We start from the raw sequence: 14722 nt of genomic DNA on the forward strand, positions 1-14722 counted from the left end.
CAACAAAAATTTATTATCAATAATATATTCTTATCATTATATTATTTTTTTAATTCATCATGTTTTAAGTCTATAATTCTCTTTTCGCTTATAATGACCTGAACTTTCTCATCAAAAAATTCGTGAGGTACTTCATCTAAAATCTGAAAATCATAACATAATGCTACTCTTTTACCATTAGGATATTTTCTTAAGAACCTATCATAAAATCCCCCACCGTATCCTAATCTATTTCCCTTCACATCAAAGGCTAATCCAGGTATTATAATTAAATCCACTTCTTCACTTATATCCTCACATTCCATACTAGGCTCTAATATTCCAAAGGCTCCACTTTCATTTAACTGGAGCATAGAGTCTATTTTTAATGCTTTCATTTGTCTTTCCTTTGCATTTATAGGAATAACCTTTGGAACAGCAACCTTTTTATCTGAAGAAAGTAACTCTTTTATTATTTCAGTTGTATTAATTTCCGAATCCATATTTACATATATAAATACAACCTTACTATTTTTATAAACTTCACTTTCAAAAAGAGCCTTTTTTATATTATCATCATACTTTAATTTTATTTCCTTACTTAAATTCTCTCTCTTAAACTTAATTTCTTTTCTTAACTCTCCCTTATCCATAAAATTTCCTCCCTTTAGATTTTTATTAATTTTACCATATTTTGTATTTCAATACTACTTGAAAAGACAATTACTTTTATAAATAACATCTTAAATCAAACCATCACAAGCAAGTATTTTAATTTAAATTCCTAATTTAATTTTAATATTTATTATAAAGATTATACTCCTTTATAGTATATAATTTTATACTCATTACAAAAATAAAGCATGATTTAATTATGAAAGACAATTAAATCATGCTTTTTAAAAATTTCTATTATTTATATTTTAATTATTATTTTCTTGCAACTATTGTGAATGTCTTAGGAATCCCTTTATCAAAAACTTCACTTGATAAGTTAGGCTCCTCAGTTAAACTCTCTATTTTAAGTCCAGCCTCTGCAACTGCTGTAACTATCTCTCCCAAATTCCACTTACGTAAAAATACTTTTTCAACTTCTCCTTCTTCTAAGTACTTTGAGTAAGCAACTTCTTTTTCTTCTAATGAAGTATCAAAGTAATCTCCTGTAACCTTGTGCTTTCTTACCTTAGCAGTAGTTCCCCTTGAACTTATAAGCTTTGTTGAAACTGGATGAAAATCCCTTATTATAGCTTTTCCACCATCTTTTAATAAATCATATATAACTTTCATGAATGGAATCAAATCTGAGAAATAATGAAGTATTCCCATCTCTGCGAAGACAATATCATAATCTCCAGTAACCACTTCCTCTGGCATATTTAAAACATCACTTAAAATATACTCTATTTCTACTCCACAGGCTTTTGCTAGATCTAAGGCATATCTCTTATTACCTTCAGAAAAATCTACTACAGTGGCTTCTGCGCCCATTAAAGCTAATGCTACAGCCTTATTACCATTTGACCCCATAAGGTTAAATATTTTCTTTCCTTTTACATCACCAAATTTATCTAATAAAACACTAAGCTTTTTCTCCGGCATTTCTTTTATCTTTTCAGCAGCATCTTCAGCTGTACCAAATCTTTTAACCCAAGCATTATAAGTTTCCTTATTCCATGCTTCTTCATTTTCATGAATACATACTTTTTTATCTTCTAAATTATTATTTTCTTTAACTTTATCCACAGTAAAATACCTCACTAATTAGATTAGCTTCTTCCTCAGTATTATAAGGCTTTAGCGAAAGTATTATACTTCAATATTTCTTATTTTTCAATATATTTATTAATATACGCTCATCATTTGGAAACTAATTCCCAATTCTATTTATTTCTCTTTATTATTCCATATTGCTAGTATTTCCACAATAAAACAATCGTAATTATTTGATAAATTAAGTTAGCTATGAAGATATATATTAATATTCACTTAAAATAAAAAGAGTATCAATCCCTTTTTAGGTATTAATACTCTTTCACACACATATATAAATAAGATTTAATCTTTAAGATTCAAATTTAACTAAGCTCTTTGAATTCCAATTGCTGATTCTAAATCTTTGATAATTACATTTACTATTTCTAATTTCCCTTTAGCATACTCTTTATCTTGTAACCAGTTTAATCCTGTTTCAAGACATTTTTTTGTTTCCTTATACTCTTCTAATAATTTCACTAAATTCTCGTTATTCATAATGAAAGCCCCCTAATTATTTATTCAACAGTTACTGATTTTGCTAAGTTACGTGGTTTATCTACGTCGAACCCTTTAGCTTTTGCCACGTAGTATGAGAATAATTGTAATGGTACAACACTTAATACTGGTGATAATATACTCATTGTTTCAGGAATTTCTATTATTCCCTCAAACATTTTTCTCTTACTCTCTTCCATGTCACCTTTGAAGCATACGCCTAAAACATTTGCTCCTCTTGTAACAACTTCTTGTACGTTACTTATCATCTTATCTACAAGCTCCCTTTGAGTTAATAAAGATATTACTGGAACATCTTTCTCTATAAGAGCGATAGGTCCATGCTTAAGTTCTCCACCTGCATAAGCTTCTGAGTGAATGTAAGAAATCTCTTTAAGCTTTAATGATCCTTCCATTGCTACTCCATAATCCATACCTCTTCCTAAGAAGTATAAATCTTTTTCCTTAGCTGCTTTTTCTGCAAACTCTTTTATTAACTCTGTATTTTCAAGAATCTCAGAAACCTTCTCTGGTAACTCTAGCATAGCTTTCTTTATTTCTTCTATTTCTTCTTTTGATTTACTTTCTTTTAACTCTGCAAAGTGTAATGCTAATGTGTACATAGCAATTAACTGAGTTACATATGCTTTTGTTGAAGCAACTGCAATCTCTGGTCCCTGCCCATGTATATAATACATCATCTGCTTCTCTTGAAACTGAACTTCCTACAACATTAGTTACAGCTAATACTCTTGCTCCCTTTGCTTGTCCATCTCTTAAAACTGCTAATGTATCAGCAGTTTCTCCTGATTGGCTTAATACTATTATTAAAGTTCTATCTGTAATAACAGCATCTCTATATCTAAATTCTGAAGCTATATCAACTTCAACTGGTATTCTAACTAATTTTTCTATAGCATATTTTCCAATAACTCCAGCATGATAAGCTGTTCCACAAGCTACTATATATACTCTATCAATGTTATCTAAGTATTCCTTAGTTATTGATATATCATCTAAAGTTACTTCTTTACCTTCCATAACCCTTGAAGTCATAGTATCTTTTATAGCCTTTGGCTGTTCATTTATTTCTTTTAACATGAAGTCTTCATATCCACCTTTTTCAGCAGCATCAACATTCCATGTTATATGATAAACTTCTTTTTCTACTGGATTCTTTTCTTCATCAAAAAGAACTACTCCATCATTTGTTAAAACAACAAACTCTTTATCTTCTAAAAGATAAACTTCTCTTGTATGATTTAACACTGCTGGTATATCAGAAGCTATAAAGAATTCTTTATCTCCTAATCCAACTATTAATGGACTATCCTTTCTTACTGCTACTAATTTCTCAGGTTCATTATTACAAATAACACCTATAGCATATGAACCCTCTAATTTTTTAGAAGCTTCCATAACAGCCTCTAGTAAATCTCCTTTATAATAAAAATCTACTAAATTAGGAATTACTTCTGTATCTGTTTCTGATTTAAAAGTATATCCTTTTTCCATTAACCAGTTTCTTAACTCATTGTAGTTTTCAATGATTCCATTGTGAACTACAGCTATTGTTCCTTCACTATTTAAATGAGGATGTGAGTTAACATCTGATGGTTCTCCATGTGTAGCCCATCTAGTATGTCCTATTCCTATTCCACCTGATATTGGATTTTTCTCTAACATACCTTCTAAATTTGCAAGTCTTCCTTTATGCTTTTCAGCTTTTATCTTGCTATCTTCTAAAACTGCAACTCCAGCTGAATCATATCCTCTATATTCTAACTTAGATAATCCTTCAACTAATACATCAGTTGCTCTTTTCTGTCCTACGTATCCTACTATTCCACACATATTTTTTCTTCCTTCCGTTTTTCAATTATATTTACACTTTCAAAATAAGTTTCTTATAATATCTAATGCATAGAAGGTTTTAACACCTAATTAGCTTTGTCCTTAAAATCACTTCTAAGTTTTAACTAATCTTTTACGGTAGTGCTATACCGTGGGGCACCCGCCGAAGATTCGATACTCCCCAACCTCGTCAACTTAAAATACTTTACCTAATTTAATATTTCTTACCCCCACTTAAGGTTAGGCAAAATATTAAATTTAATTATAAAGTTATTTAAGTTCTGGCGCTTTAATCTACTATTTTGAAAGATAATATATTCTATGCATCAACATTTAAAAATTCCACAAACTTATTTTATCACCCACAAATTATTTTTCAATGCTTTTTCATTCATTTTCAAGCATTTTATTTGATTTTTTCTAGTTTTTTTGAATTATTTCTAAATATCTGTCTATACCTCTATATTACTCTTATTTATTATATTAATGTATAGTTGTATAGACATCTATATTCTTTTTTCATTTTATTATTCAATAATTCCTATCAACAAAACGATTTTCTTTCCTTCAAATCCTTCATTTTTACATTTTATATTTTAGAAAGAAACACTTATTTAATAAAATCATATTATAGATAATATATTAAAGTATTTTAAGGAGATATAGATGAGTTACACAACTGATGGTCAACCCCAAGGAAAAGCTTTAGATATAAAAGGCTTTTTAAGAGAGGCATTAATTTCTGAAATAATAGCAATAAACGGCTACAGTAAACATATTGATGAAATTTCTATAGTTGAAATAAAAGAATTACTTCATCATATAATGGAAGATGAAAAAAGACATTATGGAATGTTTTTAGAAGCACTTAGAAGATATGACAAGGAAGAATTCGAAGTTTATGTTGAAGCTTTAGAACATGTAGATATAAAAGATAAGCCTCTTAAAAAGACTTATCATGAAAACAAAAAGCTTACAGCATATAAAATACTAAATAAAATAAGAAAAGATATAAAGGGTGAATTTGAAGCTATCCTATTATATGATAATTTAATTGCTCAAATAGATGATAAAGAACTAATTAAGATGATTAAAGATATAGCTAAAGATGAAAAGGAACATGCTGAAGAACTTACATTAGCTATTATGAGACTTGATTCAGATACTTATGGTCCAATAGAAGAAAAGTAAAAAAAGTAGCAAGTCCTAATGACTTGCTACTTTTATTTATGTTAGTTACATTTATTTTCTATCATTTTAGCTAAGTTATGAGCCATCTCATCTATCTCAGCTTGATTTTCTCCTTCAAGCATAACTCTTACTAGAGGTTCTGTACCTGAAGGTCTTATTAATACTCTTCCGCATCCTTCTAATGCAGCTTCTATCTTTTTGATTTCATTTATTATCTCTTCATCTTCATTATGAATGTTTTTCATGTTGTTTGGAACCTTAGCATTAACTAATACTTGTGGTAATACCTTCATAACATTTTTTAATTCGCCTAAAGATTTTCCTGTTCTCTTAACTATGCTAGCTACTTGAAGTGCAGTTACTAATCCATCTCCTGTAGTGTTATGATTTAAGAAGATTATATGTCCTGATTGCTCTCCACCTAAAGTGTATCCTTTAGCAAGCATTTCTTCTAATACATATCTATCTCCAACTTTAGTTATAGCTGTATTTATCTTTTCATTTTTGCAAGCTATCATTAAACCTAAGTTGCTCATAACAGTAACAACTAAAGTATCGTCTTTTAATCTTCCTAACTCTTTTAAATACTTAGCACATATTGTTAATATGAAATCACCGTCTACTAAGTTTCCATTTTCATCTACAGCTAAACATCTATCTGCATCTCCATCAAAAGCAAATCCCATATGACAGTTTTTCTTAACAACATACTCCATTAACTCTTCTGGATGAGTTGATCCACAATTCTCGTTTATATTTGTTCCATCTGGATTATCATTTATTACGAATATTTCTGCTCCTAACTCTCTAAATGCTCTTACTGAAGTTTCATGTGAAGCTCCATTTGCACAGTCTAAAGCAATTCTTAATCCTTCTAAAGATACACCTACTGTATTTTTAGCAAAATCAATATAATCTTCTAAAGCAGCTTTCTCAACTATTTCTCTTCCTAAATCTGCCCCTGTTGGTGATGGTACATTTTCAAATCCATTTTCTATAACTCTTTGTATTTCGTCTTCTAATTCATCTGATAATTTGTATCCTTTATCATCAAAGAATTTTATTCCATTATATTCAACTGGATTGTGTGAAGCTGATATCATAACTCCAGCATCTGCTCCATATTCTCTAGTTAAGTGAGCTACTGCTGGTGTTGGTATTACGCCTAAACAAACAGCCTCTGCTCCAACTGATAATATACCTGCAACTAAAGCAGCTTCTAGCATATCTCCTGATATTCTAGTATCTTTAGCTACTAATATTTTAGGTTTATGAGTTCCTTCTGTTAAAACGAAAGCTCCTGCTCTTCCTAAATTGTATGCTAACTCTGCTGTTAATTCAGTATTTGCTATTCCTCTAACTCCATCTGTTCCAAATAATCTTGACAATTTATGTCACCCCTCTAATCTACTTACTATATTTAATTAAAATTCGTTTATATTTGTTACTAAATTTAATACTTTTTACACATTCAAAGAATACTGTATGTAAACCTATTTGTCAAATATAGTTAAATATAAACTTAAATTTCTCTATTTTTCATGGTTATTTTCTATATTAGCATAGTAATAAAGTCTATTTATTACTAAAATATTATTTTTGAAATACAGCTTTTTAATAAAATCTATATTAATATTTTTTTAACACGTACATACTAAATTTTCTTTAAATAATATAATATCTAAGTAATATCAGCATATACTTGAAAATATAGAGGTATTCGGTTTTATGTTCATCAAAATACCTGTTAATATTATATTTCTATATATCTTACATAAATATACGTGAAAACATTTTAATTATGGACATAAATCCCATTACGCCTTAAAATATTAATTGAGTGATATAAAAGAAAGGGGATAATTCTCATGACAACTAATGAATCTAATTACATAGATAAAACTAAAATTTCTGAAGATACAGAAGATTTTGCTAAGGCCCTAGCTGCTGAAGAAGAAAATTCTTGCAAAAGAAAAAAAGAAGTAATTGAAAAGATTAAAGAACTAGCAAAAAATGCTCAAAACTGGAAAGAAGCAAACAACGAATTTAATGCACTTTTAGAAGAGTTTAATAATATTTATTACTATGATCAAGAATCTGAAAATACTCTTAAACAAGAATTAAGAGAAGCCAAAAATGAATTCTTCTCTGCTAGAAAAGCATTCTTCGAAAAAGCTAATGAAGAATATAAAGAAAATGCTATAAAAAAAGAAGATGTTATAAAAAGACTTGAATCTTTAGTTTACACTGAAGATATCAAAACATGTGATATGACTTCTAAAGCTTTATCAGAAGAATTCTACGCTATAGGATTTGCTGGTAGAGATGCTCAAAACGACTTATTCAATAGATTCAAAGAGGCTAGAAACAAAGCTCAAGAAAGCAGAAAAGCTGCTATGGCTGGCTTAAAAGAAGACTTTGTAAATAAAGCTGCTAGAAAGAATGAAATAATAGCTGAATTAAAAGGTTTAGTTAATAATGAAAACTGGAAAGAAGCTACTGAAAAATTCAATGCTCTTTGTGAAGAATTCAAAGGAATAGGATTCTCAGGTAAAGAAGGAAACGAAGAAATTTCTATCGGATACAAAGAAGCTAAGGATGCTTTCTTTGCAAAAAGACAAGAATTCTTTGATGCTTTAAAAGCTGAAAATAAAGTTAATATAGAAAAAAGAATCGCTTTAATAGAAGACTTAAAGAAACTATATGAAAATGATAGTTGGAAAGAAGCTTCTGCTAAAGTTAAAGAAATAAGTGATGAGTTCTTTAAAATAGGTTTCTGTGGAAAAGAAGAAAATGAAAGACTTATAAATGAGTTTAAAGAAGTTAGAGATGGCTTCTATGCTGCAAGACAATCATACTTTGATAATATAAATGCTGCAAGAGCTAATAAGCAAAAAGACTTCTTAAATGGCTTATTAAAAAATAAAGATGAGTTTGTTAAGAAATTAAAAAAATATATAAGCCAAGATGAAGAAAGACTTTCAGACTTCACTGACAGATTATTTAATGTTAGACCTGGTGGAAACTCATTAGAAACAATCGAGAAATTCCAAGGTATAATAGAAGATATAAAAGGTAGAATAGAAAATAATAAAGCTAAAGTTAAAGAAGTTCAAGGCGAAATGCAAGAAATAAGAAACGAACTTAACAACTTAAAATAATATAAAAAATAAAGACACTATATCAATTTTATATAGTGTCTTTTTTAATCAACTTTACTCTCTAGGTATTAGTATTGTGAATTTACTTCCCTTACCTAACTTACTTTCAACCATAACCTCTCCCCCATGAGAAGCAGCTATTGATTTAACTATTGTCAGTCCAATTCCAGTACCTCCAGTAGTTCTTGTTCTTGATTTATCCGCTCTATAAAATCTTTCAAAAACATATTTTAAGTCTTCTTCAGAAATACCAATTCCTTCATCTTCTACAGATATTTTAATATTATTCTCCTCTATCTCTTCTCTTATAAAAATATATCTTCCTTCATCAGAATATCTTATAGCATTTGATAATAAGTTTATTAACGCTTGTGTTATTTTATCTTTATCACAATAAACTTCAGTATTTTTTCTTTCATACTTAATACATATATTCTTGCTTTTAGCTAAATTAGAAAACTGAAATATAACAAAGGAAACAACATCACTTATGTTAATACTATCTTTTTTTAACTTCATTGATGCCTCATCATACTTATTAAGCTTTTGCATATCACTTACTAAAGATGTAAGTCTTTCCGCTTCTTCTTTTACACTAATAAGCCTATCCTCTGTTGGTTCCCATATACCATCAATCATAGCTTCAAGATGTGATTGTATATTTGTCAAAGGTGTTTTTAATTCATGTGATATATCTCCTGTAAGTCTCTTTCTTATACTCTCTTGTTCTTTAATGTTTTGAGATAAGCTATTTATAGAATTTACTAAGTCATTTATTTCAAGCACATCAGTCTCTATATCAATTTTCTTATCATAATCACCTTTGGAAATATATTTTGCTTTTCTCTTAAGTTTTTTAATAGGAGTTGTTATTGACCTTGATATTATTAACCCTATTATTATGAATGCTAATAGTAATAATCCTCCAATGCCTAATATTATATTATTTACTATATCTAAAAATACTAATTCATTTTCTAAGTAAAAAATTGGCCCATAAAATTTTACTTTAGCTGTACCTATCTTATCTCCATCTTTTATTATTGGATAGTATATAGGCTCAAACTGACTATTTGTTGACCCATATTTTCCTTCCATTGAATGTTTTATATAATCCATAACTTTATGACATTTATCCTTAGAGTTTTTCTCTATATCCATAACTTCAGCATTATTCTTATTATATAAAGCTACTATAATTCCTTTATCTAAGGCCTCATATCCTATTTTTTCAACACCTTCAGCATTCCATTCCCCATCAGAATATTGATTTCCTAGTTCCATTAAAACATTTTGAACAGTATCCTGATTTTTAACCATTATATAGTCACCAAACTTCTTATCAAAATAAAATTTTGATGCAAACAATGCAAGTAAAGTGGCTAAAGTAATTATAATTACCGAAGGAAAAATCAATTTATGCTCTAAGCTTTTATATTTTCTTACCTTCAAACTTATACCCCACTCCATACACAGTTACAATAAATTTAGGTTTTCTACTATTCTCTTCAATTTTACTCCTTAAATTCTTTATGTGAGAATCTATTACTCTATCAAAGCTATCACTTTTATCTCCTAAAACAAGCTCTAATATTTCATCTCTAGTAAATATTTTCTTTGGATAACTACTTAAACAAAGTAGTATATTAAACTCTGTTGAAGTTAATGTAATGAGCTCTCCTCTAACCCAGACCTCTCTTGTATCTGTGTTTATTTTTAATTCTCCATTATCAAACAAAAGTACATTACTTTCTTCCTTTGTACACTGTTGACTTCTTCTTATTAAAGCCTTTATTCTTGCTATTAATTGTTTAACACTAAAAGGCTTGGTTACATAATCATCTGCCCCAATATTAAACCCTTCAAGTAAATCCTCTTCCTCAGTTTTTGCTGTTATCATAATTATAGGAATACAACTTTTTTCTCTTATAACCCTACACACTTCCTCACCACTCAAGTCAGGAAGCATTAAATCTAAAAGTATTAAATCTATATCATTATCATTAAATATATTTAAGGCATCTTTACCATTGCCACAAGAAAAAACATTGAATCCTTCTTTCTTTAAATACGCCTCTAAAACCTCTACTATCTTTTCTTCATCATCAACTAATAATATATTCAAATCTTTTCACCTCTTTTATAAAGTTTATTTATCTATTTTATTTATAGCTAAAAACTATATAAATAATATGTAGACTATTATTTTTCTATTCTTAACTAAGCATATCACTATCTTATTGAATATAAAATAAGATTTGTTTTATAAAGTGCTGCTTTTATATAATTATTAAAAAATAAATAAAATAAAAAGAAGACTAGATTATACTAGCCTTCTTTTTCAATTAGCAAAGTGATATTTTCTTATTTATTCTGGATCAAAACTTGCACAATTTGTATTCTCTTGACTTTGTGCATAGTCACCAGAAATATCTATACTGTGAGCATGACACTGACAATTTTCATTATGACAGCATTTTTCAGCTTCACAAGCTACATTAGTTGCTAAATCAGCTGGCCCCATATTTTCTACTGCATTAGTAAATCCACCTTTTTCAACAAAGCTTCCACAGCAAGTTGCTCCAGATTGATTTGCAAAAGAACCATTAACTTTTATTGAGTTTAATGAACATAATCCAGCTTGATTATATGAACAATTCCCAACTCCACAACTTAAATTTGGCATACTATATCACTCCTTTATTATTAAATCAAACATAGTATGCTTCTTTTTAATTTCTCTTATTCCAAAAATATTATACTATTTATTCTTTTCCATTTTATCTAATACTAAGTTATATCCATCAGCTCCATAATTCAGACATCTATTTACCCTACTTATAGTGGCCGTTGAAGCTTTTGTTTCCTCCGCAATTTCAGTATATGTTTTCTTTTTTCTAAGCATCTTAGCAACATGTAATCTCTGCGCTAACGCTTTAAGCTCTGATATTGTACATATATCTTCAAAAAAATTATAGCATTCATTTACATCTTCTAATTTTAAAATTGCTTCAAATAAGTAATCCAAATCCTTACTCTTTAATTTAGATTGAACTGCACTCATATAAAATATCTCCTTTAATCACAGTCTATTTTTAAACCTCTTTTTACTAAGAAATTATTCAAACTCTTTTTGATATTCTAATTATATATCTTTATCATAAATAAATAAAATTTATTATTAAACTTCTGTATTAGAACTTCCATTTGGATCTGTTAATGGTCTTAATGAATCCCAACCCTTTTCAAGTCTTTCATAAACTGACTTTGTTGGAATTAACCAAACCTCTCCTGTTCCTCTAAACACGTTTAAAAGACCTTCTCCTCCAGTTGTAGTAGATATCAATGACTTTGATGATTTCTCAACAGTAAAGTCTATATCTCCACTTCTTAAAACAGCAAAATTACCATCAACTTTTAATACATCATTATTTATCTTACACTTAAAGATTTCCTCTTCTGGGACCTGGAAGTTCTAGTACTACTATTCCTTCTCCTGAAAGCTTTACTTGAAATACGCCTTCATTTCCTAAAACCATAGATGAAAGTGATTTATTCATATGTGCTGTAACATCAACAGTACTTTCACAAGCATAGAACATTCCATCATCTACTATTATTTCTTCATCCTCTAGTTCTATTAAAGCATAATGTCCAAATGATGGTTCTAAAAACATTTCTCCGGTTCCTTCATAAGTCGGTTTAAAAGCACTTTCTCCAGTTGCTTTACTAGAAAACAACTTTTTACCTAACCCCAAAGGTCTCTCCAATTTTATTTTTCATATTTATAGGTCCTCTAGAGTAACTTAATGCTCCCTTTTCTATTTTAACCGAACTATCATCTAAAATAATTCTAACCTGTCTTAAGTTTATATTAGCTTCTCTCATTTGATTAAGTTTTACAGCAAGCTCTAAAGAATTGCCTCCCTTTAAGCTATCATACTCTAAAACTTGAAACACAGAATCTCCACTCATCTGAGATATCATTGTAATTTTATTTTCTATATTTAATGATGTTCTCACATCAATCAACTCCTTATGTTAACTTCTTCCTTTAATTATATCCCAAAACTACTAATTTAATAGTAAAGAAAAGATTAAAAAATAAAAAAGCTAAAGTATAAAACCTTAGCTTTTCTAAACATTTATCTATATAAATATATCTTTGTGGGCTTCTTCTAACTTTTTCTTGTTACCTAGAATGTCCTCATAATAGACTCTAAGCATCTCTCCAACACTCCAAGCTTGAGCATAACATCCCCTAGCTTTATATGGATTATCTCCATCAAAAATTTCAGCAATACTTCCTAGACATTGATCCTTGATATGATCTTCCATATCAGTCATTAACTCATCTACTAAAGCTACAGACTCTTTTGAGTAATCATTAACCTTACAGTATGCTGTGAAGAATCCTCCAAGTGGGAATCCCCAAGTTGTTCCTTGATGATAAGCCATATCTCTATCAAATAACTTTCCGATGTATACTCCATGATAATCTTTATGGTCTCTATTTAAACTTCTTAATCCATAAGGAGTATATAACTCTTCAAAAACTTTTTCCACAATGTATTTCTCTTGTTTTCTATCTAACATTGTAAATGGTAATGATACAGCCCATATTTGGTTAGGTCTTATACTCTCATCACTTTCTTTATCATTTATAACATCATATAAACATTTCTTTTCTTCATTCCAGAATTTCTTAGTGAAAGATTCCTTAACCTTATTAGCTAATTCCTCATACTCATTTACGTCCTCTTTTTCAAACTTATCTTTTAATAAAGCAGCAATTTTTAATGCATTATACCATAAAGCATTAATCTCAACTGGTTTACCATGTCTAGGAGTTACAACTATTCCATTAACTCTAACATCCATCCAAGTAACTTGGTCTAAACCTGAACCTGCATTTATTAAAGAGTCTTTTTCATCCATCTTTATTGAGAACTCTGTTCCTTCTTTATAAGCCTTTATTATATTCTTTATAGTTTTATAAACTTCTTTCTCAACAAACTCTAAAGATTCTTTATCATTAGCATATAGTAAATAACTATATACTGCATTTATAAACCATAAAGAAGCATCAACAGTATTATAAAGAGGTTCTTGTCCTTCTCCAGGGAACATATTTGGAATTAGCCCATCTTTTTCATAAAGACTAAAACTTCTTATAATATCCTTAGCATCATCCAACCTTCCAGTAGATAAAGTTACTCCATTTATAGCAATCATTGCATCTCTTCCCCAATCTAAGAACCAAGGGTATCCAGCAAGAATTGTTTTACCATTTATAGATTCTCTATTTACTATGAATTGATCTGCTGCTATAGGAAGATATTTAGCTAATACTCTATTATCATTAAAAGTATTTCTAAGCTTTCTTATTCTTTCCTCTTCTCTTTTGATTATCTTTTTACAATCAAACTCTTCATCTTTTTCAATAGTACAAAGTAAATAAACAGTTTTTCTCTCGTTAGGATTTAAATTTATTTCAACATTAGCAGGAACATAACATTTATCCACATACTTATCTCCTGTACTTTTATCCACATCATAATAAATTTTATCCACAATTTCAGAGCCTTTATTTACCACTTTTCCACCAAAAGTTAAAAATCTAATCTTCAAATCTTTTCTTAATTGTGGAATAAGGTCAATTTCATTTTCTTTTAAAGTTGTTTTAAACTCTAAATTCTCTTCTCCACTACATATTCCTGGGTTTCTGAATGTAAATAGCGGATCTATGTTTAATTTACTTTCTTTACTTCCATTTAATATGTCATATTCAATAACTACAGTATTTTTACCATAATCCATAGCTACTTTTTTATCCACAACTACTCCATCTACAAAAAATCTAAAATGAGGTAGTCCATCATAATAAAATCCTTGTAAATTTTTAAATCCATCCACAATTTTGTCTGTATACTTACAGGAACTTAACTGATGTCTTTCTCCACCAACAGTAAGTTCTTCATTTAAATTAGAAAGAATCATATACCTTTCTTCTGGTGAATTAGTACAGGCTAATAGTAATCCTTGATACTTTCTACAGTTAGCACCAATAGCAGTTCCTCCACAGAATCCACTTATACCATTAGTAAGCATCCATTCCTTTTCTATCCCTCTATCATAATCAAGCCAATCTTTTTTTCCAAACTTCATAAATCAATACACCCCTTATTCTCTTGCTAACTTAATAAAACTTATAAATAGTTAGAGAGGACTTATGTTTTTAGAGCTTCCATAACTCCCCTCAAGTTTTCTATTTATAAGTTTTTAAT

At 29.0% G+C, this 14722-nt stretch carries 12 protein-coding genes and 2 pseudogenes; 2 read left to right on the forward strand and 12 right to left on the reverse strand.

The window, feature by feature from the left end; translation table 11 throughout:
• Positions 1-41: 41 nt before the first annotated feature.
• The 5 genes and pseudogenes from ACQZHJ_RS15930 to glmS all read right to left on the reverse strand — a co-directional run bounded on the left by ACQZHJ_RS15930 (position 42) and on the right by glmS (position 4083).
• Entirely contained in the window at positions 42-632 is a 591-nt protein-coding gene (locus tag ACQZHJ_RS15930; RefSeq protein ID WP_430486487.1) for a 5-formyltetrahydrofolate cyclo-ligase, read from the reverse strand.
• Positions 633-909: 277 nt separating this feature from the next.
• On the reverse strand, positions 910-1722 hold the full coding sequence (locus ACQZHJ_RS15935; protein WP_430486488.1) for a class I SAM-dependent methyltransferase: 813 nt from the start codon (positions 1720-1722) through the stop codon (positions 910-912).
• 336 nt (positions 1723-2058) lie between these two features.
• The gene (locus ACQZHJ_RS15940) at positions 2059-2229 is read right to left on the reverse strand and encodes a hypothetical protein (RefSeq protein ID WP_430486489.1); all 171 of its coding nucleotides are present in this window, start codon (positions 2227-2229) and stop codon (positions 2059-2061) included.
• Between the two features lie 20 nt (positions 2230-2249).
• Positions 2250-2690, reverse strand: a pseudogene (locus tag ACQZHJ_RS15945) (SIS domain-containing protein); the annotation flags it as partial.
• Positions 2691-2808: 118 nt separating this feature from the next.
• Entirely contained in the window at positions 2809-4083 is a 1275-nt protein-coding gene (gene glmS / locus ACQZHJ_RS15950; protein ID WP_430486490.1) for a glutamine--fructose-6-phosphate transaminase (isomerizing), read from the reverse strand.
• Between the two features lie 666 nt (positions 4084-4749).
• Between glmS and ACQZHJ_RS15955 the strand changes: the two genes are divergently transcribed.
• On the forward strand, positions 4750-5274 hold the full coding sequence (locus ACQZHJ_RS15955) for a ferritin family protein (protein ID WP_430486491.1): 525 nt from the start codon (positions 4750-4752) through the stop codon (positions 5272-5274).
• Positions 5275-5315: 41 nt separating this feature from the next.
• On the opposite strand, the gene glmM is transcribed toward ACQZHJ_RS15955, so the two are convergent.
• Complete coding sequence (gene glmM / locus ACQZHJ_RS15960; RefSeq protein ID WP_430486492.1) at positions 5316-6662, reverse strand: phosphoglucosamine mutase; 1347 nt, start codon at positions 6660-6662, stop codon at positions 5316-5318.
• A 480-nt stretch (positions 6663-7142) separates the two neighbouring features.
• On the opposite strand from glmM, the gene ACQZHJ_RS15965 reads away from it, so the two are divergent.
• Positions 7143-8435: a DUF349 domain-containing protein gene (locus tag ACQZHJ_RS15965; protein ID WP_430486493.1), complete on the forward strand. Its 1293-nt coding sequence runs from the start codon at positions 7143-7145 to the stop codon at positions 8433-8435.
• A 54-nt stretch (positions 8436-8489) separates the two neighbouring features.
• On the opposite strand, the gene ACQZHJ_RS15970 is transcribed toward ACQZHJ_RS15965, so the two are convergent.
• The 6 genes and pseudogenes from ACQZHJ_RS15970 to ACQZHJ_RS15995 all read right to left on the reverse strand — a co-directional run bounded on the left by ACQZHJ_RS15970 (position 8490) and on the right by ACQZHJ_RS15995 (position 14603).
• Entirely contained in the window at positions 8490-9887 is a 1398-nt protein-coding gene (locus ACQZHJ_RS15970) for an ATP-binding protein (RefSeq protein ID WP_430486907.1), read from the reverse strand.
• Entirely contained in the window at positions 9868-10560 is a 693-nt protein-coding gene (locus tag ACQZHJ_RS15975; protein ID WP_430486494.1) for a response regulator, read from the reverse strand. The genes ACQZHJ_RS15970 and ACQZHJ_RS15975 overlap by 20 nt, the downstream gene beginning before the upstream one ends.
• Positions 10561-10803: 243 nt before the next feature.
• Positions 10804-11121 carry a DUF1540 domain-containing protein gene (locus ACQZHJ_RS15980; protein ID WP_430486495.1) on the reverse strand — a complete coding sequence of 106 codons (318 nt, stop codon included), beginning with the start codon at positions 11119-11121 and terminating at the stop codon, positions 10804-10806.
• A gap of 75 nt (positions 11122-11196) precedes the next feature.
• Entirely contained in the window at positions 11197-11499 is a 303-nt protein-coding gene (locus ACQZHJ_RS15985; RefSeq protein ID WP_430486496.1) for a YerC/YecD family TrpR-related protein, read from the reverse strand.
• A gap of 117 nt (positions 11500-11616) precedes the next feature.
• Positions 11617-12458: pseudogene (locus ACQZHJ_RS15990) on the reverse strand (AIM24 family protein).
• A 126-nt stretch (positions 12459-12584) separates the two neighbouring features.
• On the reverse strand, positions 12585-14603 hold the full coding sequence (locus tag ACQZHJ_RS15995; RefSeq protein ID WP_430486497.1) for an amylo-alpha-1,6-glucosidase: 2019 nt from the start codon (positions 14601-14603) through the stop codon (positions 12585-12587).
• Positions 14604-14722: the final 119 nt, after the last annotated feature.

This window comes from Clostridium sp. B9 (assembly GCF_050509515.1).
Classification (GTDB): domain Bacteria; phylum Bacillota; class Clostridia; order Clostridiales; family Clostridiaceae; genus Sarcina.

What these genes read in the sequence shown, in the direction of transcription:
- ACQZHJ_RS15995 (WP_430486497.1), bottom strand. Translation starts at nt 14,603, where the DNA reads ATGAAGTTTGGAAAAAAAGATTGGCTTGATTATGATAGAGGGATAGAA.
- ACQZHJ_RS15940 (WP_430486489.1), bottom strand. Translation starts at nt 2,229, where the DNA reads ATGAATAACGAGAATTTAGTGAAATTATTAGAAGAGTATAAGGAAACA.
- glmS (WP_430486490.1), bottom strand. Translation starts at nt 4,083, where the DNA reads ATGTGTGGAATAGTAGGATACGTAGGACAGAAAAGAGCAACTGATGTA.
- ACQZHJ_RS15980 (WP_430486495.1), bottom strand. Translation starts at nt 11,121, where the DNA reads ATGCCAAATTTAAGTTGTGGAGTTGGGAATTGTTCATATAATCAAGCT.
- ACQZHJ_RS15965 (WP_430486493.1), top strand. Translation starts at nt 7,143, where the DNA reads ATGACAACTAATGAATCTAATTACATAGATAAAACTAAAATTTCTGAA.
- ACQZHJ_RS15985 (WP_430486496.1), bottom strand. Translation starts at nt 11,499, where the DNA reads ATGAGTGCAGTTCAATCTAAATTAAAGAGTAAGGATTTGGATTACTTA.
- ACQZHJ_RS15930 (WP_430486487.1), bottom strand. Translation starts at nt 632, where the DNA reads ATGGATAAGGGAGAGTTAAGAAAAGAAATTAAGTTTAAGAGAGAGAAT.
- ACQZHJ_RS15955 (WP_430486491.1), top strand. Translation starts at nt 4,750, where the DNA reads ATGAGTTACACAACTGATGGTCAACCCCAAGGAAAAGCTTTAGATATA.